This is a genomic window from Pseudomonas baetica, from assembly GCF_019733355.1.
Lineage (GTDB): Bacteria > Pseudomonadota > Gammaproteobacteria > Pseudomonadales > Pseudomonadaceae > Aquipseudomonas > Aquipseudomonas baetica_A.
This window is the reverse complement of the sequence record NZ_JAIHLQ010000005.1, coordinates 21,716-40,529: the sequence shown is the minus strand read 5'-3', so window position 1 is coordinate 40,529 and position 18,814 is coordinate 21,716. Positions and strand designations below refer to the sequence as shown.

The 18,814-nt window shown below is 58.2% G+C and carries 19 protein-coding genes; 12 read left to right on the top strand and 7 right to left on the bottom strand.

Going from position 1 to position 18,814, the window contains the following annotated elements:
- Position 1: 1 nt before the first annotated feature.
- Together K5E40_RS06150 and K5E40_RS06145 are read right to left on the bottom strand one after the other, a co-directional pair.
- Positions 2 to 1,855, bottom strand: a complete 1,854-nt coding sequence (locus K5E40_RS06150) for a DUF4105 domain-containing protein (protein ID WP_221730113.1) — start codon at positions 1,853 to 1,855, stop codon at positions 2 to 4.
- A 94-nt stretch (positions 1,856 to 1,949) separates the two neighbouring features.
- Positions 1,950 to 2,438, bottom strand: a complete 489-nt coding sequence (locus tag K5E40_RS06145) for a DUF3015 domain-containing protein (protein ID WP_221730112.1) — start codon at positions 2,436 to 2,438, stop codon at positions 1,950 to 1,952.
- 300 nt (positions 2,439 to 2,738) lie between these two features.
- Between K5E40_RS06145 and K5E40_RS06140 the strand changes: the two genes are divergently transcribed.
- Complete coding sequence (locus K5E40_RS06140) at positions 2,739 to 5,177, top strand: Lon protease family protein (protein ID WP_221730111.1); 2,439 nt, start codon at positions 2,739 to 2,741, stop codon at positions 5,175 to 5,177.
- 320 nt (positions 5,178 to 5,497) lie between these two features.
- Entirely contained in the window at positions 5,498 to 5,818 is a 321-nt protein-coding gene (locus tag K5E40_RS06135; RefSeq protein WP_095189336.1) for a hypothetical protein, read from the top strand.
- Here K5E40_RS06135 and K5E40_RS06130 read toward each other — a convergent pair.
- Complete coding sequence (locus tag K5E40_RS06130) at positions 5,815 to 7,644, bottom strand: hypothetical protein (protein ID WP_221730110.1); 1,830 nt, start codon at positions 7,642 to 7,644, stop codon at positions 5,815 to 5,817. The two genes, K5E40_RS06135 and K5E40_RS06130, sit on opposite strands and share 4 nt — an antisense overlap.
- A gap of 161 nt (positions 7,645 to 7,805) precedes the next feature.
- Between K5E40_RS06130 and K5E40_RS06125 the strand changes: the two genes are divergently transcribed.
- The 3 genes from K5E40_RS06125 (at position 7,806) to K5E40_RS06115 (ending at position 9,474) form a co-directional block, all read left to right on the top strand.
- Positions 7,806 to 8,294: a TIGR00645 family protein gene (locus tag K5E40_RS06125; protein WP_221730109.1), complete on the top strand. Its 489-nt coding sequence runs from the start codon at positions 7,806 to 7,808 to the stop codon at positions 8,292 to 8,294.
- 134 nt (positions 8,295 to 8,428) lie between these two features.
- On the top strand, positions 8,429 to 8,734 hold the full coding sequence (locus tag K5E40_RS06120; RefSeq protein WP_221730108.1) for a DUF6482 family protein: 306 nt from the start codon (positions 8,429 to 8,431) through the stop codon (positions 8,732 to 8,734).
- Between the two features lie 122 nt (positions 8,735 to 8,856).
- Positions 8,857 to 9,474, top strand: a complete 618-nt coding sequence (locus tag K5E40_RS06115) for an FKBP-type peptidyl-prolyl cis-trans isomerase (RefSeq protein WP_221730107.1) — start codon at positions 8,857 to 8,859, stop codon at positions 9,472 to 9,474.
- Between the two features lie 131 nt (positions 9,475 to 9,605).
- Here the strand turns inward: K5E40_RS06115 and K5E40_RS06110 are convergent, their stop codons facing one another.
- The 3 genes from K5E40_RS06110 to K5E40_RS06100 form a co-directional block, all read right to left on the bottom strand.
- Positions 9,606 to 9,863, bottom strand: a complete 258-nt coding sequence (locus K5E40_RS06110; protein WP_221730106.1) for a hypothetical protein — start codon at positions 9,861 to 9,863, stop codon at positions 9,606 to 9,608.
- 205 nt (positions 9,864 to 10,068) lie between these two features.
- Positions 10,069 to 10,410: a zinc ribbon domain-containing protein YjdM gene (locus tag K5E40_RS06105; protein WP_221730105.1), complete on the bottom strand. Its 342-nt coding sequence runs from the start codon at positions 10,408 to 10,410 to the stop codon at positions 10,069 to 10,071.
- 126 nt (positions 10,411 to 10,536) lie between these two features.
- The gene (locus K5E40_RS06100; protein ID WP_221730104.1) at positions 10,537 to 11,505 is read right to left on the bottom strand and encodes a polyprenyl synthetase family protein; all 969 of its coding nucleotides are present in this window, start codon (positions 11,503 to 11,505) and stop codon (positions 10,537 to 10,539) included.
- Positions 11,506 to 11,745: 240 nt separating this feature from the next.
- On the opposite strand from K5E40_RS06100, the gene rplU reads away from it, so the two are divergent.
- From rplU to K5E40_RS06075, 5 genes are all read left to right on the top strand, one after another.
- Complete coding sequence (gene rplU, locus K5E40_RS06095) at positions 11,746 to 12,060, top strand: 50S ribosomal protein L21 (RefSeq protein WP_007950961.1); 315 nt, start codon at positions 11,746 to 11,748, stop codon at positions 12,058 to 12,060.
- 35 nt (positions 12,061 to 12,095) lie between these two features.
- A complete protein-coding gene (rpmA, locus tag K5E40_RS06090; protein ID WP_003176049.1) occupies positions 12,096 to 12,353 on the top strand; it encodes a 50S ribosomal protein L27 in 258 nt (85 codons plus the stop codon).
- A gap of 193 nt (positions 12,354 to 12,546) precedes the next feature.
- Complete coding sequence (cgtA, locus tag K5E40_RS06085; protein WP_221730103.1) at positions 12,547 to 13,770, top strand: Obg family GTPase CgtA; 1,224 nt, start codon at positions 12,547 to 12,549, stop codon at positions 13,768 to 13,770.
- Between the two features lie 137 nt (positions 13,771 to 13,907).
- Entirely contained in the window at positions 13,908 to 15,026 is a 1,119-nt protein-coding gene (gene proB, locus K5E40_RS06080; protein WP_095114071.1) for a glutamate 5-kinase, read from the top strand.
- A gap of 10 nt (positions 15,027 to 15,036) precedes the next feature.
- Entirely contained in the window at positions 15,037 to 15,504 is a 468-nt protein-coding gene (locus tag K5E40_RS06075; RefSeq protein WP_221730102.1) for a CreA family protein, read from the top strand.
- 178 nt (positions 15,505 to 15,682) lie between these two features.
- On the opposite strand, the gene rpsT is transcribed toward K5E40_RS06075, so the two are convergent.
- Positions 15,683 to 15,955 carry a 30S ribosomal protein S20 gene (gene rpsT, locus K5E40_RS06070; RefSeq protein ID WP_166216506.1) on the bottom strand — a complete coding sequence of 91 codons (273 nt, stop codon included), beginning with the start codon at positions 15,953 to 15,955 and terminating at the stop codon, positions 15,683 to 15,685.
- 252 nt (positions 15,956 to 16,207) lie between these two features.
- Between rpsT and murJ the strand changes: the two genes are divergently transcribed.
- Positions 16,208 to 17,746, top strand: coding sequence for a murein biosynthesis integral membrane protein MurJ (gene murJ, locus K5E40_RS06065; RefSeq protein WP_221730101.1), 1,539 nt, complete (start codon positions 16,208 to 16,210; stop codon positions 17,744 to 17,746).
- 129 nt (positions 17,747 to 17,875) lie between these two features.
- Complete coding sequence (ribF, locus tag K5E40_RS06060; protein WP_221730100.1) at positions 17,876 to 18,814, top strand: bifunctional riboflavin kinase/FAD synthetase; 939 nt, start codon at positions 17,876 to 17,878, stop codon at positions 18,812 to 18,814.

The window sequence follows — 18,814 nt, the reverse complement described above, 5'->3', positions numbered from 1 at the left end:
ATCAGTAGTGATACCACTTCACCTCGAGCATGACTTCGGTTTCAGGCGTGGCCAGATGACTGAACTCGCGTTGCGCACTCAGGCGCAAACCAAGGTTGCGCGACAATTCCCACTGCTGATTCAGACTCAGGCTGCGGCGCACTTCACCGTTGGTGAAGTAATCACCCTTGGCCTCCAGACTCAGGTTGCCTAGCGGGTTTTTCCACAGCACGCCGCTGTTGAAACCTGCGGCCGGCGCAATGAAACCGGCGAAGTCATTGTTGTGTTCGATACGTACCGTGCCCAGGGCAAAACCAAGCACATCTTCGCCCAACTGCCACGTACCACCGCCGCCACCGTTGACGTGGCTGACCAGGGTTTCGTCATCATGCTTGCCCGGCACACGCTCAAGCCCCCCCGTGACTTGCCACGACAGCGGCTGCAAAAGCTCATTGCGCGGCGTCAGCGAGCGAATGGTCGCCAGATCCAGTTGCTGGAATTGCCAGTGATTGCCTTCGTACTGGCGCAGCTTCATTTGCAGGATTTCGATCTGCGCGCCGAGCGGGAAACTTTCGGCGTTGTCGTTGAGGTCGTGATAGGCCATGCGCAAGCCGTACTCGCCGAACGCACGATCACCACGGGTGCCGAGACCGGCCTGCCAGGTGCGCGATTCGTGGCCGTCTTCAGGCAGGCCCGGTTGCGCAATGTCCAGCTCGGGTGCGGGGTTCTTGTTGATTGCCCGCAGCAGTTCGAAACTGCGTTGCGCTCGTTGCGGATCGCGCTCCTGGCCGTTGGCGCGGTAGCGTTCCAGACGATACGCCGCGTCGATGATCAGGGCTTGGCGCTCGCGAGGCAGAGCCTTGAATGTCGGGTCTTGCAGTTGCTGTTGATCGGCGCTGACTTTCAGCACCCACGCCTGTTCGTCATCGGTCAAAGGCTCGGCGCGACTGAGCAGTTCGCGTTCACGAGAGGGGCGGTATTGAATGCTTTCCACCAACCCGGCTTCTTTCACCGCTTTGACCGTGTCGGTGGGAATTGCCGTCAGCGGGAATTGTTCGGTCAGGCGCAAACTCGGTCGCGCGACCTGCAGCAATTCGAGCAAGCGGTAGGAGCAGTTTTCGTCGAAGAAGAAATAGTCGAACTGGATCTGCTTGAGTTCCCACACATGCTCGACCATGCGCGCGGTTTCTTCTTGCGTCAGATTGAGCCGGTACTCCCATAAGTCGCGGTTTTCCAGGCTGCGGTATTCGGAGAGTTTTTCCTGATACGGCACCAGCGCAAACAGCCCCGGGTAGCCCCCCATCAAGCCTTTCCAGGCATACAGAATGCTGTTGTCCGAACCTTCGATGTAGGCGCCGAAGTTGATGGCGTAACTGAGCAGCGAGGTCTTGTCGGTCTGCACGTCAGCCTGATCGATGCGCAGCAACGTGTGGCCGAACATCGATGACGGGCTGTTGAGATAAGCCGCCGGGAAGATCATCACCGCGCTGTGCGGCGAGACGTCCTTGAACCACTTTTTGTACTCGGCACACGCAGGCGTCGGCAGATCGCTCAGGTTGAGTTGCGTTTTGAGCCAGCGCGTGCGGGCCGGGTAAACGCATTGCGCGTGCTGCTCGCCGAGGCTGGCCGGGGCGTACAGCGCTTGTACCGTGGCGGCCAGTTCATGGTCGGGATGTTCATTGCCATCGGGCGCGAGAAAGAACTTCTTGTCGCTGACATAGCTGCGCCAGCCGCCGAGCTTGGCGGTTTCGTAGTGGCCGAGGGAAATCCAGAAGCGGTCATTGGCCAGTTGCTGCAAACGTTGAGGGTCGATGTTTGGCGCGGCGTACAGCGGGGCGCAGACACAGAGCGCCAGCCAGGCAAGGCGTTTGAGCATAGTCGGCAACTTAAACAGGAAAGAAAAAAGACCCAAAGAGGGACGGGCCGAAAAAACAAAACCCGCTTCCCGAAAGAAGCGGGTGGGGTCGAGCTTAAGCCTGAGTGGCGTACTTGGCCAGACGTGGGTCTGACTTCAGAACGGCCAGGGTGTTGGTATGCACGTCTTCAGCGGTCACGTCAGCCTTGCTGAAGATCTGCTGGAAGTGCTCGTGAGTGACGGCAGCGAAGTGCGCGCGGTCTTGCGGCGCCACGCCCAGGACCACGGCATAGGTCGTCAGCGCTTCGCCGTTGCCTTTTGCCATGTCTTCGGACAGCTCGTTCATCATGCCATTCATGGCAATCCAGGATTTGCCGCCGTAGGTCAGCGACGCGTTGGTCGAGCAACCGTTGGTGCCGGACGTCATACCGAACGTGGCATTACCGGAAGTGCCGTTGGTGGTGGAGGCCAGGAAGTGAGCCGGGGTGCCACGCTGACCTTCGAACAGCATGTTGCCCCAACCGCAATCCGGGCCGCCCGGGGCTTGCGCCATTGCGTTGATGGATACAGCGGTGAAGAGAGTACCGAGAAGAATCCGTTTCATAGCTTTGTTCTCTTTGTGTGCATACCAATGGACAGGGTTCTGGCCCCCAAGCTCTGTACAGAACAGATCCTGAAAGCGCCAGTGGGCCGGTATTAGTTCCAGCCGCGCAGTTTGGAGTTTAGGCACGTTCCTGGGGTTCCGTGAGTTTTTACAAAAGATTTGGCGATAACCCCGATTTCACGGGGGCGGGGGTGGGGCCGACCGTTTGTCTATGCTTTGTCATAGGGCGCGCCTTGCCAGTGGGGCACGGGCGGCGCCAGAATGCCGCTATCTGCCCCGCCTGATTGTTAAGGAAGCCCGATGCCTGATCCTGTTGCTGCCAGCCTGCGTATAGCGCCCGAAGCGCTGACCCGTCCGTTTTCCGCTGAACAGTTCAGCTTCACTACCACCAATGATCTGGAGCCCTTTCGCGGTGTGCTCGGCCAGGAACGTGCGGTCGAAGCCTTGCAGTTCGGTGTGGCCATGCCGCGCCCCGGTTACAACGTATTCGTCATGGGCGAGCCCGGCACCGGTCGCTTCTCGTTCGTCAAACGCTACCTGAAAGCCGAAGGCAAACGCCTGCAGACCCCGGCGGACTGGGTCTATGTCAATAACTTCGACGAACCTCGCGAGCCTCGCGTTCTTGAGTTGCCTTCGGGTACGGCCGGCTCGTTTATCGGTGACATCAACGGCTTGATCGACAATCTGCTGGCGACCTTCCCGGCCGTGTTCGAACATCCGTCCTACCAGCAAAAGAAAAGCGCCATCGACCGCGCTTTCAACCGGCGCTACGACAAGGCCCTCGATATCATCGAGCGTCTGGCCCTGGAAAAAGACGTCGCCCTGTACCGCGACAGCAGCAACATCGCCTTCACGCCGATGCTCGACGGCAAGGCGCTGGATGAGGCTGAATTTTCGCAATTGCCGGAAACGGATCGCGAACGTTTTCACGATGACATCTCCGGTCTCGAAGAACGTCTGAACGAAGAACTCGCCAGCCTGCCGCAGTGGAAGCGTGAGTCGAATAACCAACTGCGTCAGCTCAACGAAGAAACCATCACCCTGGCCTTGCAGCCGCTGCTGTCGCCCCTGTCGGAGAAGTACGCGGAGAACGCCGCCGTCTGCGGTTACCTGCAAGCGATGCAGGTGTACCTGCTCAAAACCGTGGTCGAGCAACTGGTCGATGACAGCAAGACTGACGCCGTTGCGCGCAAACTGCTGGAAGAGCAATACGCACCAAGTCTGATGGTCGGGCATCCGGCCAGCGGCGGCGCGCCGGTGGTATTCGAGCCGCACCCGACTTACGAAAACCTGTTCGGTCGCATCGAGTACACCACCGATCAGGGCGCGCTCTACACCACCTATCGCCAGTTGCGTCCAGGCGCGCTGCACCGCGCCAATGGCGGCTTCCTGATTCTTGAAGCGGAAAAAATGCTCAGCGAGCCATTCGTGTGGGATGCGCTCAAGCGCGCCCTGCAATCGCGCAAGCTGAAAATGGAATCGCCGCTGGGCGAGATGGGCCGCTTCGCCACCGTGACCCTCAACCCGCAGCACATCCCGTTGCAGGTCAAAGTCATCATCATCGGCGCACGTTCGCTGTATTACACGCTGCAAGACCTCGATCCGGACTTCCAGGAGATGTTCCGCGTTCTGGTCGACTTCGACGAAGACATTCCGATGGTCGACGAGAGCCTGGAGCAATTCGCCCAGTTGCTCAAAACCCGCACTTCTGAAGAAGGCATGGCGCCTTTGACCGCCGATGCGGTCGCGCGTCTGGCGACGTACAGCGCCCGTCTGGCCGAGCATCAGGGGCGCTTGTCGGCGCGTATCGGTGATCTGTTCCAGTTGGTCAGCGAGGCGGATTTCATCCGTCATCTGGCCGGCGATGAAATGACCGATGCCGGGCATATCGAGCGTGCGCTGAAAGCCAAGGCCACTCGCACCGGGCGTGTGTCGGCGCGGATTCTCGACGACATGCTCGCCGGGATCATCCTGATCGATACCGACGGTGCGGCGGTCGGCAAGTGCAACGGTCTGACCGTGCTCGAAGTCGGTGATTCGGCGTTCGGTGTGCCGGCGCGGATTTCCGCCACGGTGTATCCGGGCGGCAGCGGGATCGTTGACATCGAGCGTGAGGTCAACCTCGGTCAGCCAATTCACTCCAAAGGCGTGATGATCCTCACCGGCTATCTGGGCAGTCGTTATGCGCAGGAATTCCCGTTGGCGATTTCCGCGAGCATCGCGCTGGAGCAGTCCTACGGTTACGTCGATGGCGACAGTGCTTCGTTGGGCGAGGCCTGCACGTTGATTTCGGCGCTGTCGAAAACACCGCTCAAGCAATGCTTTGCGATCACCGGCTCCATCAACCAGTTCGGTGAAGTGCAGGCAGTTGGCGGGGTCAACGAGAAGATCGAAGGCTTCTTCCGCCTCTGCGAGGCACGTGGGCTGACCGGCGAGCAGGGGGCGATCATTCCGCAGGCCAACGTCGCCACCCTGATGCTCGACGAAAAAGTATTGGCGGCGGTGCGCGCCGGGCAGTTCCACGTTTACGCGGTGCGGCAGGCCGACGAGGCGCTGAGCCTGCTGGTTGGCGAGCCGGCCGGTGAACCGGATGCTGACGGTCAGTTCCCTGAAGGCAGCGTCAATGCGCGGGTGGTTGAGCGTCTGCGGGTGATTGCCGAGATGATCAGCGAAGAGGATTTGAAGGAGGCTGAGAAGGAGCTGGCGCAAGAGGCGTTGGTAGAAGCCAAGCCGGCGTAAACCTTAACCAGGTCAAAAACTGCATCAAAACAGTGGGAGGGGGCTTGCTCCCGAAGGTGGAGTATCAGCCAACGAATCTGTTGCCTGACACACTGCCTTCGGGAGTAAGCCCCCTCCCACATTTTCAGGGTGAATCCAATAGAAAGTGCCACTACTCTGGCGCCAATATTCACACTATGACCATTCGGCGCATTCTGGTTTCGTGCGGCTTGCGCGGCGAACTTTTCTTCTATTCTCAGCTCAAGGATATCGACAGTATCACTGGATCGAGCCAGTCCTCCCGTGAGGGCTGAATACCGGCTTCACCGAGGGTCGCCGCCATGTCGCGCAACCTCTGCCTCACCCGTCAATGCCTGGGTCTCGTGACCCGTATCGAATGCGCCATCAAACCGTTGGCCGGCGATACCGGCATGTGGACGCTGCTCTTCGCTGCCGGCATGGCCGGTGAACAACCTTCCGCTATCAAAGCCCAAGGCCCTTTCCACGGGCCAGTCGCCGCCGAGTCGATCCTCGACACCATCGTCGAAAGTCTGACGCTGCACGGCTATGAGCTGGCCGATGATCCGCAGATCTGGAGCCTGCACCTGCAAGCCCAGCTTCGGCAGATCAACGGGGGGCGCGGACGGAGTCTCAACAGTTAGAGCGCAGGGTCGGTCAACTGCGCTGGGTCGAGTTTGACCTCGAAGCCGTATTGCAGGGTGGTGAGGTCAGTTCGCTGATAGGTTTCCACGTGGGTTGGGCGGCCATAGAAGTAATGCACGCCGAACAACGCCGGGCCCTCTGCGCTCGCATCGTGGCTGACCGAGAGAATCTGCTTGAGATAGTTGCCGCTGTCGTCCTTGACGAAGAAGCGCCATTCGTTGGCCGGAAACTGTTTCAGGTCTACCACAAGCGCGTTGTTCTTGATCTCCAGACCCTTGGGCAAGGACTTGGCGTCGTACGCTTGCTTGGCCACCGTTGCCAGAAACAACGGCATCGAGCCTACGGCTATCGCTGGGGTTTGCGGGAACAGATTCAGATCGTAAGTGATCGTCGCTCGCAGCGGATCGACCTGATAGGCCTCGGGCGGCAGTTCGATCGGCTCATCGAGTTTGCCGTTGTGTTTCTCGGTGAAGAACGTCACCGGGCTTTCGCCGGGGTTGAAGTCGTCGCCGAGCAACTCGTCGTTGAAGGTGCGGCGATGGGAAAACTCGATGCGTGCGGCGCTGGGGTCTTCCACGGATTGATGGACACGGATGCCGGCTTTCAACTGTTCTTCAGTCAGGCTCGCGCCCTTGAGCCAGTTCGCGGCCAGATCGTCATACACCACCACCGGCAGAACCAGCGGCTGGATGGCTTTGTCCGTGGTGTGCTGATGAAAGGCGCGAATGGGGAGATCGAGCGACTGGCGGGTGACGGTGGCGGATGAGAAGTCCAGCACGCGGACTTCCAGCGTCTCGATCGGGCCGTTGAAATAGACCTTGCTATAGCGCTGCGGGTGTTGTTGCTCGAAGGCTTGCTGATCGGCGCTGAGCTGCTTTTCCAGCGTGTCGCTCCAGGTTTTCTGTTGTTGCAGGTGCGTCAGTTGTTTTTCGTAGAAGGCTACTTGTTCCGGGCTTTCATTGATTGAACCGGCGCGGACCAGGTATTGCCCGGTGGCGTCGCGGGCCTGAACGATCAGCGGATTGAGTTGCGAATCGGCGACTTCCGCTGGTAAGGGAAGGTTGTTGCTGAATTCAACTTCGGCGTAGTTCTTTTCAAGCTTCAGCAGTTTGACGCTCAGGTTGTCGTTGGTGCGGGTCTGGCCGACGTCCTTTTGCGTCAGGTCGAAACTGTACAGTCGTCGCGGCGCGATGACTTCAACCTTGCCCTGCAGGCTCACCGGTTGCGGCTGACTTTTCTTGTCCACATCCAGACCTTCGATGAACGGGTAGGTTACGGTCAGGTCATCGGGGTTGGTGACGTTGGAACTGGACGGGCTGAGCTGTATGCCGGGATCGGTTTCCGACCACTCGGGCTGGTAGGGGATGACGCGCTTGTTACTCAACGTCACCGATTGCCATTCCACACGATGGGGAAACAGGAAGCCGCCGGGGATGTTGAGGTTGAACGGGAATACCGGTTGCAGGTCGGTGAGGTAATCGGAACTGGCGTCCTTGTGCAAGACGAACAGGCCATTGATGAAGGTATCGACCAGCGCCTGCGGGGTAGGGTAGTGCTTGAGCACGCCGAGGGCGTCCTCGCCATATTCGGTGCGCAGTGGATTGCCTTCGAGTTTGAGCTGTGCGCGCTCAAGCAACAGCAGCGAGCCGCCGAGCTCGGTGACGGCGTCCTTGAGTTTCGGATCAGTGATGGCGTCGAGAGACTGTTCGAACGTTGCAGTTTTTTCCTCAAGGCTGACCGCGTGTTTCTCATCGCCGGGCGAGCAACCACTGATCAGTAGCACAAGGCACATTCCGGCAATCGTTATCGGCAATCGCACATCCATTTCAACGCGTCCTGTCCACTGTCACGGGGCTGTCATTGGTTTGGACACTAGCAGAAAAACTTTGGCACACACACGCAGGTGCCGGACTTGCGGGCAGTTTCTGGCTGTCTTCGGTGGCTGGTATACTCGCCGCCATTTTCCAGCCCCTTGTGTGAGATTCAATGGAACGCTTTATCGAAAACGCAATGTACGCCTCGCGCTGGCTGCTGGCGCCGATCTATATAGGGTTGTCCCTCGGGCTGCTGGCTTTGGCGTTGAAATTTTTTCAGGAAGTCATCCATATCCTGCCCAACGTGTTCTCGATGGCCGAATCGGAGTTGATTCTGGTACTGCTGTCGCTGATCGACATGGCGCTGGTGGGCGGCCTGTTGGTGATGGTGATGATTTCCGGCTACGAGAATTTCGTCTCTGAACTGGACATCGACGAAGGCAAGGAAAAACTCAGCTGGCTCGGAACCATGGACTCTTCCTCGCTGAAGATGAAAGTGGCGGCCTCGATCGTGGCGATCTCCTCGATCCACTTGCTACGGATCTTCATGGACGCCAGGAACGTCGATCCCGAACATCTGATGTGGTACGTGATCATCCACATGACGTTTGTCGTCTCGGCGTTCGCCATGGGCTATCTCGACAAGGTCACCAAGCACTGATCAAGGTTTGAGCGCTGCAAGAAACCACCCGTCTGTTGCGAAACAGACGGGCGGTGCCGTTTGTGGCTTGTGCTTTGGTGCGTGCGGGACTAACCCTGTAGAGGTCTTGGCTCGCCGCTGCGTGAGGTGTGTTCATGAACCTGCAAGAGTTGAATGTGTATGCCATCGCCAACAAAGTCGATGAGCTGAACCTGATCTCCATGGAGGGCGGGATCTATCTGCTCGAAGCGCGGATGCATGGGGCGGCGTACCCGTTGAGTGATCTCAAGGGCAACCTGCTGACACTGCGATCGGTGGAGCATGCGCGGGATGTGTTGCATAACTTCCCGGTGTTGCCGTTCAACCTCGTACACACCTCGGTACACGATGAAATGTGTGGCCTTGGCGCCAGTGGCGAGGAAAGCCTGAAGCTGCCGATCGCCTGGCGCTCGGTCCTGTAGGCGCTGCGTCCCATCGTCTGAGCATCTGTGCTAGTCTGCTCGCCCTTTTGGTTCCGGGCGCGCCGGGACGCGCTGTGCACGCACGGCAAGTCTTGTGGCCGTCCGCACAGCGGAGCAGTGTCATGTCCGAAGTAAATCTGTCCACCGACGAAACTCGCGTCAGCTACGGCATCGGCCGTCAGTTGGGTGACCAGCTGCGTGACAACCCGCCACCGGGTGTTAGCCTGGATGCCATCCTGGCCGGTCTGACCGACGCTTTCGCCGGTAAGCCAAGCCGTGTGGGTCAGGAAGAAATGTCCGCCAGCTTCAAGGTCATCCGCGAAATCATGCAAGCCGAAGCGGCTGCAAAAGCTGAAGCGGCTGCTGGCGAAGGCCTGGCGTTCCTGGCTGAAAACGCCAAGCGCGACGGCATCACCACTCTGGCTTCCGGCCTGCAATTCGAAGTACTGACTCAGGGTGAAGGCGCCAAGCCATCCCGTGAAGATCAAGTGCGTACTCACTACCACGGCACGCTGATCGACGGCACTGTGTTCGACAGCTCTTACGAGCGTGGCCAGCCAGCCGAATTCCCGGTCGGCGGCGTGATCGCCGGTTGGACCGAAGCCCTGCAACTGATGAATGCCGGCAGCAAATGGCGTCTGTACGTGCCGAGCGAACTGGCTTACGGCGCTCAAGGCGTTGGCAGCATCCCGCCGCACAGCGTTCTGGTATTCGACGTCGAGTTGCTGGACGTTCTGTAAGACCTGGCCTGTCCTTATGACAAGCTAATGTGGGAGCGGGCTTGCTCGCGAAGGCGTTCTTTGAGTCACACCTGGTGTTGCCTGAGACTCCATTTTCGCGGGCAAGCTCGCTCCCACGGTTTTATCGCGTTTCATACTTCAATCTTGTTGTGCATCTCACCGGTCGGGCGCAAGGCCCGGGCGTAGCAGAACAGGAACAGATTACGCACCAGCTCCTTTAATACCAACGGCTCGCTGGAGTTCAGGCTGCTGACATCCAGATCACCCTGATCCTGCAACTCATGCAGGGCTTCCTCCTCAAGCACTGCACAGACTTCACCGGTTTCCCGATGCAGAATTCTGAGGTACGGATGTGGGCGATCCAGCCAAGCGTCGATCAAATAAGTCATGGTTCTCATCTCCTTGAAGGGTTTCAATGAGAATAATTCTTATTCGTCAAATAGCAAGGGTCTATTGGCCGTTTCTGGTTTTTTCCGGGTAAAGGTTGCGTAAGGTCAAAACGGCTGGCGTATGGCTACTGCTTGGATTTATTGAGGCAGGGCGGGGAGGGAGAGACTCCATCCCACGGCTGGCGCGGGATGGATGACAGCGGATTCAGACTTTTCTGACGAACTCGGATTTGAGCTTCATCGGGCCAATGCCGTCGATCTTGCAGTCGATGTCATGGTCGCCATCGCACAGGCGGATGTTCTTGACCTTGGTGCCGACCTTGACCACCAGCGAGGTGCCCTTGACCTTCAAGTCCTTGATCACGGTGATGGTGTCGCCGTCCTGCAGGACGTTGCCGACCGAATCTTTCTTCACAGCATCATCAGAGGCCACTTCGGCGTCGCCGCTGGCCGACCATTCATGGGCGCACTCGGGGCAAACCAGTTGAGTGCCGTCTTCGTAGGTGTATTCGGAATTGCATTTCGGGCAGGGTGGCAACGTGCTCACTAAGGCTCCTTGAGGGATGTGGTTCGCTAAAAGTCGCACATTGTATAAGGTTTTAACCGAGATAGGGCAGGCAACAAAAAGCCGCAGGCTTCGAAGGAAGGCTGCGGCTCTTTGATTACGTGGCGATCAGTGTGTGCGGGCGACCGCAAACTCGCTCAGTTCAACCAGTGCGTCGCGGTATTCGCTGGCTGGCAGTGCGTCGAGGCACTTGATCGCGCGGGCCACATAATCGCGGGCCAGTTGCGCGGTGTACTCCAGCGAGCCGGAGGCTTCCACGGCAGCGCGGATGCTTTCCAGATCTTCGATTCCGCCTTTCTGGATCGCCTGGCGCACCAGTGCAGCCTGCTCAGGCGTGCCTTCGCGCATGGTGTAGATCAGCGGCAGGGTCGGCTTGCCTTCGGCCAGATCGTCACCGACGTTCTTGCCCAGGGTTTCAGCGTTGCCCTTGTAATCGAGCAAGTCGTCGACCAGTTGGAATGCCACGCCCAGATGATCACCGAAAGTACGCAGGGCTTCGCTCTGCTCGGCGCTGGCGCCGGCCAGCGCGGCGGCGCTGTGGGTCGAGGCTTCGAAGAGCATTGCGGTTTTGCCGCGAATGACTTCCATGTAGGTTTCTTCGGTGGTACTGGCGTCGCGCACCTTGGACAGTTGCAGCACTTCGCCTTCGGCGATGATGCGCGTGGCCTGAGACAGGATCTTCATCACCTGCATCGAGCCCAGTTCGACCATCATTTCGAATGAGCGCGAGTACAGGAAGTCGCCGACCAGCACGCTCGGGGCATTGCCCCACATGGCGTTGGCGGTCGAGCGGCCACGGCGCATGCCGGACATGTCGACCACGTCGTCATGCAGCAGGGTAGCGGTGTGCAGGAATTCGATGGTGGCGGCCAGCAGACGCATATCGTCGCCTTCGCGACCCAATGCCTTGCCACACAGCAACACCAATAAAGGACGCAGACGCTTGCCGCCGGCCGACGTGATGTAGTCGCCGATTTTCGATACCAGCGGTACGCGGGAAGTCAGCTGCTTCTTGATGATGCCGTCGACGGCGCTAAAATCGTCCGCCACCGCGCGGTAGAAAGCTTGGGGTTGCATCAGCGAGAGTCGCTCCAGAAGGGTTGCGCGGCATGCTAGGACCCCCATCCAGACCTGTCAAGGCGCGATGGACGGCTACTTGCAAGCCTGCTGCGCCTTGCGTACAATCGCGCACCCTGAACTTCCTGGGCAGCACCTGCCTTACGCAATTGCAAGCGGGCCTTCCAGCCCCATGCAGCCATGCCAGCCAATACCTCTTCTTATAAAGAGCTGGGTGAGCAGGATTATCGGAGAAATACCATGTCTTATGCAGTAATCGTTACTGGCGGCAAGCAGTACAAAGTCGCCCCAGGTGAATACCTGAAGATCGAAAAACTGGAAGTCGCTACCGGCGAATCCGTTACCTTTGATCGCGTTCTGTTGGTTGCCAATGGCGACGACGTAAACATCGGCGCTCCAGTTGTTGCTGGCGCTACTGTTGTGGCTGAAGTGATCTCCCAAGGTCGTCACGATAAAGTCCGCATCATCAAGTTCCGTCGTCGTAAGCACCACATGAAGCGTATGGGCCACCGCCAGTGGTACACCGAGATCAAAATCACCGGTATTCAGGCTTAATTTCAGCCTAATTCCTCACTAGGAGAATTGAACTCATGGCACACAAAAAAGCTGGTGGTAGTACCCGTAACGGTCGCGACTCGGAAGCCAAACGCCTTGGCGTCAAGATGTATGGCGGCCAGAAAATCATTCCGGGCAACATCATCGTGCGTCAGCGCGGCACCCAATTCCACGCCGGTTACGGTGTTGGCATGGGTAAGGATCACACCCTCTTCGCTAAAATCGAAGGCGTGATCAAGTTTGAAGTAAAAGGCGCGTTCAACCGCCGTTACGTGAGCGTTGTCGCAGCTTAATTGCGCAATCGCTGGAAGAGCCCTGTCTTGCGACGGGGCTTTTTCGTTTGTGGGGTGAGTCTCTTGCAAAGCTGTTTGTATGGGCTGTCGGCGTGCGAAGCAGGTCGTGTTTTGGGGTCGCTGCGCTCATTTTTGCAAGAGTCTTATGTCTTGATTGTTTTTCGGCTCGTCCGTATGGCGAGAGGCGTTGGTTATGAAGTTTGTTGATGAAGTATCGATTCGCGTAAAGGCTGGTGATGGCGGTAATGGCGCCATGAGTTTCCGTCGGGAAAAATTCATCGAAAACGGTGGCCCGAACGGTGGTGATGGTGGTGATGGCGGTTCCATCTACATGATGGCCGACGAAAACCTCAACACCCTAGTGGACTACCGTTACACCCGGCACTTCGATGCTGAGCGTGGCTCCAACGGCGGCAGTACAGACTGTACCGGCAAGAAGGGTGAAGACCTGATCCTGCGTGTTCCGGTCGGTACGACCGTTATTGACTCCGGGACTCAGGAGGTCATTGGTGACTTGACCAAGGCTGGCCAGAAGTTGATGGTCGTGCAGGGCGGTTGGCACGGTCTGGGTAATACCCGTTTCAAATCCAGTACCAACCGTGCGCCGCGCCAGACCACTCCGGGCAAGCCGGGCGAGCAGCGCGACCTGAAGCTGGAAATGAAAGTGCTGGCTGATGTGGGCCTTCTGGGTTTGCCGAACGCCGGCAAAAGTACCTTTATCCGTTCGGTTTCGGCCGCCAAGCCGAAGGTCGCCGATTATCCGTTCACCACGTTGGTCCCGAACCTGGGTGTGGTCAGCGTTGATCGCTGGAAGAGCTTCGTCGTTGCCGACATTCCGGGCTTGATCGAAGGTGCTTCCGACGGTGCTGGTCTGGGGATTCGCTTCCTCAAGCACTTGGCGCGCACGCGTCTGCTGCTGCACCTCGTGGACATGGCGCCGCTGGATGACACCAGTGCGCCGGATGCGGCTGAGGTCATCGTCAATGAGCTGATCAAGTTCAGTCCGTCCCTGGCTGAGCGTGATCGCTGGTTGGTGCTGAACAAGTGCGACCAGATCCTTGAGGAGGAGCATGATGCTCGCGTCAAGGAGATCGTCGATCGTCTGGAGTGGACGGGTCCGGTTTACGTGATCTCGGCAATTGCCAAGATCGGTACCGAGCGTCTGTGCCACGACATCATGCGTTACATGGAAGATCGTGCCGATCGCCTTGCTGCCGACCCGGCTTACAAGGAAGAGCTGGCTGATCTCGATCAGCGCATCGAAGACGAAGCCCGTGCGCAGTTGCAGGCGCTGGATGACAAGCGTGCCCTGCGTCGCAGTGGCGTGAAGTCGGTCCACGACATCGGCGACGATGATTGGGATGAAGAAGACGTGGATGACGAAGACGGTCCGGAAATCATTTACGTGCGTGACTGATTCGTTGCAGTAAACTTAAGCGCCGCTCAATCGAGCGGCGTTTTATTATCTGGAAATCGATCGTTGGTCACCAATAGCCACGATTAACGTCACGGGCAGTGCCAGGTCGCGCTGTCCTCAAGCTAAGGTTGAAGATGATGCGGAGCAAGGTGACAGGTGCGCAGCGTTGGGTCGTGAAGATCGGCAGCGCTTTGCTGACAGCTGATGGCAAAGGGCTGGATCGCGCGGCAATGAGTGTCTGGGTCGAGCAGATGGTGGCTCTGCATGAGGCGGGTGTCGAGTTGGTGCTGGTGTCTTCCGGGGCGGTGGCGGCCGGCATGAGCCGTCTGGGCTGGACCGCGCGACCCAGTGCGATGCACGAGCTTCAGGCTGCGGCGGCAATCGGTCAGATGGGCTTGGTGCAGGCTTGGGAATCAAGCTTTGCCGAGCATGGTCGGCACACCGCGCAGATTCTCCTGACTCATGACGACCTCTCTGATCGCAAGCGCTATCTGAATGCCCGCAGCACCTTGCGCGCGCTGGTCGAGCTGAAAGTCATTCCGGTGATCAACGAGAACGACACCGTGGTCACTGATGAAATCCGTTTTGGCGACAACGACACCCTGGCGGCGTTGGTGGCCAACCTGGTCGAGGCTGATCTGCTGGTGATCCTTACGGATCGCGATGGCATGTTCGATGCTGATCCGCGCAACAATCCCGATGCTCAGTTGATTTATGAGGCGCGTGCCGATGATCCAAGTCTGGATGCGGTGGCGGGTGGTACAGGTGGCGCGCTGGGGCGTGGTGGTATGCAAACCAAGCTGCGTGCGGCGCGTCTGGCGGCACGTTCCGGCGCACACACCATCATCGTGGGTGGGCGTCTTGAGCGTGTGCTCGATCGCTTGAAGGCGGGTGAGCGTATCGGCACGTTGCTGTCACCTGAGCGCGGCATGCTGGCGGCGCGTAAGCAGTGGCTGGCAGGGCACCTGCAAACCCGTGGCACGTTGGTGTTGGATGAGGGGGCGGTGTCGGCGCTCTCTCGAGGTAACAAGAGTCTGTTGCCGGTGGGTGTGAAGCTGGTGCAGGGGAGTTTCCGGCGCGGTGAAATGGTGGTTTGCGTGGCGCCGGATGGTCGTGAAATCGCCCGTGGCCTGGCCAACTACAGTGCGCTGGAGGCACAAAAAATCATCGGTCAATCGTCGGATGCGATTGTCGGTTTGCTCGGTTACATGGCTGAACCTGAACTGGTTCACCGTGACAATCTGATTTTGGTGTAAGGAAAAACTCATGCGCGTAGCAAAAGGATTGTTGGGTCTGTTGATGGTGCTGCCATTGCTCGCTTCGGCCGAAGAAATTGGTCAGGTGTCGACAGTGTTCAAGTTTGTCGGTCCGAACGACCGAATCGTGGTCGAGGCTTTCGATGATCCGAAAGTCGAGGGTGTGACCTGCTACCTCTCGCGCGCCAAGACGGGTGGTGTGAAGGGTGGTTTGGGGTTGGCTGAAGATCGCGCCGAGGCATCGATTGCTTGTCGTCAGGTCGGTTCGATCAAGTTCAAGGGCGAGCTTAAGGATGGCGAAGAGGTGTTCAAGGAGCGCACATCGCTGGTATTCAAAACCATGCAAGTGGTGCGCTTCCTCGATAAGAAGCGCAATACGCTGGTGTATCTGGTCTATAGCGATCGCTTGATCGAGGGTAGTCCGCAGAATGCGGTGACGGCGATCCCGATTTTGCCGTGGATGCCGGCCGGGCAGTAAAAGCGTAAATCTAAATGTGGGGGCGGGCTTGCTCGCGAAGATGTCGTGTCAGTCGCTAGAGATATCGGCTGACAGATTACATTCGCGAACAGGGCCGCTCCCGCATTTTTTCTGCCTTTATCAAATCACAGGCAATAAAAAACCGACCCTAAGGTCGGTTTTTTAATGACTACGTCGATTAAGCAGCAGTTTTCAGTGCTTTGACGTGGCCATTCAGACGGCTCTTATGACGAGCAGCCTTGTTCTTGTGGATGATGCCTTTATCGGCCATACGGTCGATAACTGGCACAGCCAGAACGTATGCAGCTTGAGCTTTTTCAGCGTCTTTTGCGTCGATGGCTTTAACTACATTCTTGATGTAGGTACGAACCATGGAACGCAGGCTGGCGTTGTGGCTGCGACGCTTCTCAGCCTGTTTTGCACGTTTTTTGGCGGAAGGTGAGTTGGCCACCGTCGAGCTCCTCGAAAGACTTTTTAGGAAATAGCAAACAAAATAGGCCGCGAATCATGCCGATGAAGAGATGTCTTGTCAAGGGCGCTTGAAACGTTCCGCTAAGTGGTAGGTATAAAGAGGCGGGATATTTATTTCCGGCGCTTGACCTGTAAACTCGCGAGCTTTGGCTCTGTGCTGTTGCGGCGCAGAGTATCGCACAAGTAGGCGCATTGTTCGCCTGCTGTTTATCGACAGGCACAAATTCCCTCAATGAATCTGCTCAAATCGTTGGCCGCCGTCAGCTCTATCACGATGCTTTCGCGGGTTCTCGGGTTCGTCCGTGACACGCTCATCGCCCGAATATTCGGGGCCGGGATGGCGACGGACGCCTTCTTTATTGCCTTCAAACTGCCTAATCTGCTTCGGCGAATCTTCGCGGAGGGTGCGTTCTCTCAGGCTTTTGTGCCGATTCTGGCGGAATACAAAAGCCAGAAAGGCGAGGAGGCGACGCGTACCTTTATTGCTTACGTGTCGGGGTTGCTGACCTTGGTGCTGGCGCTGGTAACGGCGCTGGGCATGATCGCCGCGCCGTGGGTGATCTGGGCTACGGCTCCCGGTTTTACCGATACGCCGGAAAAATTCCAGCTGACCTCCGACCTTTTGCGGGTGACCTTTCCCTACATATTGCTGATCTCCCTGTCCTCGCTGGCCGGTGCGATCCTCAATACCTGGAACCGTTTCTCGGTGCCGGCGTTCGTACCGACCCTGCTCAACGTCAGCATGATCGTGTTTGCACTGTTCCTGACGCCATACTTCGATCCGCCGGTCATGGCCTTGGGCTGGGCGGTGCTGGCGGGCGGTCTGGCGCAGTTGCTTTATCAACTGCCGCACCTGAAGAAGATCGGCATGTTGGTCCTGCCGCGCCTGAATCTGCGCGATACCGGCGTCTGGCGAGTGATGAAACAGATGCTGCCGGCGATCCTGGGGGTGTCGGTCAGTCAGATTTCGCTGATTATCAACACCATCTTCGCCTCGTTCCTGGTCGCAGGTTCGGTGTCGTGGATGTATTACGCTGACCGTTTGATGGAGTTGCCGTCCGGCGTGCTGGGTGTGGCGTTGGGTACCATTCTGCTGCCGACCTTGGCCAAAACCTACGCCAGCAAGGATCGCCACGAATATTCGCGGATTCTCGACTGGGGGCTTCGTCTGTGCTTTGTGCTGGTGCTGCCGTGCTCGCTGGCACTGGGGATTCTCGCCGAGCCGTTGACCGTTTCGTTGTTCCAGTACGGCCAGTTCAGTGGCTTTGATGCTGAAATGACCCAGCGCGCGTTGATTGCCTATTCGGTGGGTCTGCTCGGGATTATCGTGATCAAAGTGCTGGCGCCGGGCTTTTATGCGCAACAGAACATTCGTACGCCGGTAAAAATCGCAATTTTCACGCTGATCGTCACGCAACTGTTCAACCTTGTGTTGATTGGTCCGTTGGCTCACGCTGGCCTGGCGTTGGCGATCAGTGCTGGCGCCTGTCTGAACGCTGGGTTGTTGTTCTATCAACTGCGTAAACAGCAGATGTACCAGCCGCAGCCAGGTTGGGCCAAGTTCGGCTTCAAACTGGTGGTGGCGGTGGCGGTGATGTCGGCGGTGTTGTTGGTCGGCATGCATTTCATGCCAGCCTGGGATCAGGGGCACATGCTTGAACGCTTCCTGCGTCTGGGCGCTTTGGTGGCGGCGGGCGTGGTCGCGTATTTCGGTATGTTGCTGCTGCTCGGTTTCCGTCTGCGTGACTTCAATCGCAAGGCCTTGAGCTGAGGTTTTACTCTTTATGAACAGGCGTGTGCCGACAGTTTTGTCGGCTCGATCACTTTGCGTTACGGTGTTGCCTGTCGTCTGCCGCCGGGTGTGGTTATAATCGACCACTTTATGAGCAAGAAGCGCGTTATGCAGCTGGTTCGAGGCCTCCACAACTTGCGCCCCCAGCATCGGGGCTGCGTCGCCACTATTGGCAACTTTGACGGTGTTCACCGTGGTCACCAGGCTATCCTGGCCCGACTGCGTGAGCGTGCGCTCGAGTTGGGCGTACCCAGCTGCGTGGTGATTTTCGAGCCGCAGCCACGGGAATTCTTTGCACCCGAGACCGCACCGGCGCGTCTTGCCCGGTTGCGCGACAAGCTGCAACTGCTGGCGGCCGAAGGCGTTGACCGGGTCTTGTGTCTGGCCTTCAACCAGCGTCTGAGCAAGCTCAGCGCCAGTGAGTTCGTCGACACCATTCTGGTAGACGGCCTCGGCGTGCAGCATCTGGAGGTCGGTGACGACTTCCGCTTCGGCTGCGACCGCCTCGGTGATTTCGATTTCCTGTTGCAGGCCGGGCAGGTCCACGGTTTTAGCGTCGAAGCTGCACAAACCGTCGAGCTGGACGGCATTCGCGTCAGCAGCACTCAGGTGCGCAACGCCTTGGCCGCCGCCGATTTTGCCCTGGCCGAACGCTTGCTCGGCCGCCCGTACCGCATAGTCGGTCGCGTGCTGCATGGCCAGAAGCTGGCCCGGCAACTGGGGACGCCCACTGCCAATATTCAACTCAAGCGTCGTCGCGTGCCGTTCACTGGGGTGTATCTGGTGAATGTGGATATCGACGGCAAGACCTGGCCCGGCGTCGCCAATATCGGCGTGCGGCCCACAGTGCAAGGCGACGGCAAGGCCCACCTTGAAGTCCATCTTTTAGATTTTGCCGGCGATCTGTATGACCGGCGTTTGACGGTGGTTTTCCACCAAAAGCTGCGTGAAGAGCAGCGATTTGCCTCTCTGGAGGCGCTGAAAACGGCGATCAATGCGGATGTCGCCACCGCCCGTGCACTAGCCGCACCTAGCGCCCATCGCTAA

What these genes read in the sequence shown, in the direction of transcription:
- K5E40_RS06145 (WP_221730112.1), bottom strand. Translation starts at nt 2,438, where the DNA reads ATGAAACGGATTCTTCTCGGTACTCTCTTCACCGCTGTATCCATCAAC.
- rpmA (WP_003176049.1), top strand. Translation starts at nt 12,096, where the DNA reads ATGGCACACAAAAAAGCTGGTGGTAGTACCCGTAACGGTCGCGACTCG.
- K5E40_RS06125 (WP_221730109.1), top strand. Translation starts at nt 7,806, where the DNA reads ATGGAACGCTTTATCGAAAACGCAATGTACGCCTCGCGCTGGCTGCTG.
- K5E40_RS06100 (WP_221730104.1), bottom strand. Translation starts at nt 11,505, where the DNA reads ATGCAACCCCAAGCTTTCTACCGCGCGGTGGCGGACGATTTTAGCGCC.
- K5E40_RS06120 (WP_221730108.1), top strand. Translation starts at nt 8,429, where the DNA reads ATGAACCTGCAAGAGTTGAATGTGTATGCCATCGCCAACAAAGTCGAT.
- K5E40_RS06150 (WP_221730113.1), bottom strand. Translation starts at nt 1,855, where the DNA reads ATGCTCAAACGCCTTGCCTGGCTGGCGCTCTGTGTCTGCGCCCCGCTG.
- ribF (WP_221730100.1), top strand. Translation starts at nt 17,876, where the DNA reads ATGCAGCTGGTTCGAGGCCTCCACAACTTGCGCCCCCAGCATCGGGGC.
- cgtA (WP_221730103.1), top strand. Translation starts at nt 12,547, where the DNA reads ATGAAGTTTGTTGATGAAGTATCGATTCGCGTAAAGGCTGGTGATGGC.
- K5E40_RS06075 (WP_221730102.1), top strand. Translation starts at nt 15,037, where the DNA reads ATGCGCGTAGCAAAAGGATTGTTGGGTCTGTTGATGGTGCTGCCATTG.
- K5E40_RS06135 (WP_095189336.1), top strand. Translation starts at nt 5,498, where the DNA reads ATGTCGCGCAACCTCTGCCTCACCCGTCAATGCCTGGGTCTCGTGACC.
- K5E40_RS06115 (WP_221730107.1), top strand. Translation starts at nt 8,857, where the DNA reads ATGTCCGAAGTAAATCTGTCCACCGACGAAACTCGCGTCAGCTACGGC.
- K5E40_RS06130 (WP_221730110.1), bottom strand. Translation starts at nt 7,644, where the DNA reads ATGGATGTGCGATTGCCGATAACGATTGCCGGAATGTGCCTTGTGCTA.
- rplU (WP_007950961.1), top strand. Translation starts at nt 11,746, where the DNA reads ATGTCTTATGCAGTAATCGTTACTGGCGGCAAGCAGTACAAAGTCGCC.
- proB (WP_095114071.1), top strand. Translation starts at nt 13,908, where the DNA reads ATGCGGAGCAAGGTGACAGGTGCGCAGCGTTGGGTCGTGAAGATCGGC.
- murJ (WP_221730101.1), top strand. Translation starts at nt 16,208, where the DNA reads ATGAATCTGCTCAAATCGTTGGCCGCCGTCAGCTCTATCACGATGCTT.
- K5E40_RS06110 (WP_221730106.1), bottom strand. Translation starts at nt 9,863, where the DNA reads ATGACTTATTTGATCGACGCTTGGCTGGATCGCCCACATCCGTACCTC.
- K5E40_RS06140 (WP_221730111.1), top strand. Translation starts at nt 2,739, where the DNA reads ATGCCTGATCCTGTTGCTGCCAGCCTGCGTATAGCGCCCGAAGCGCTG.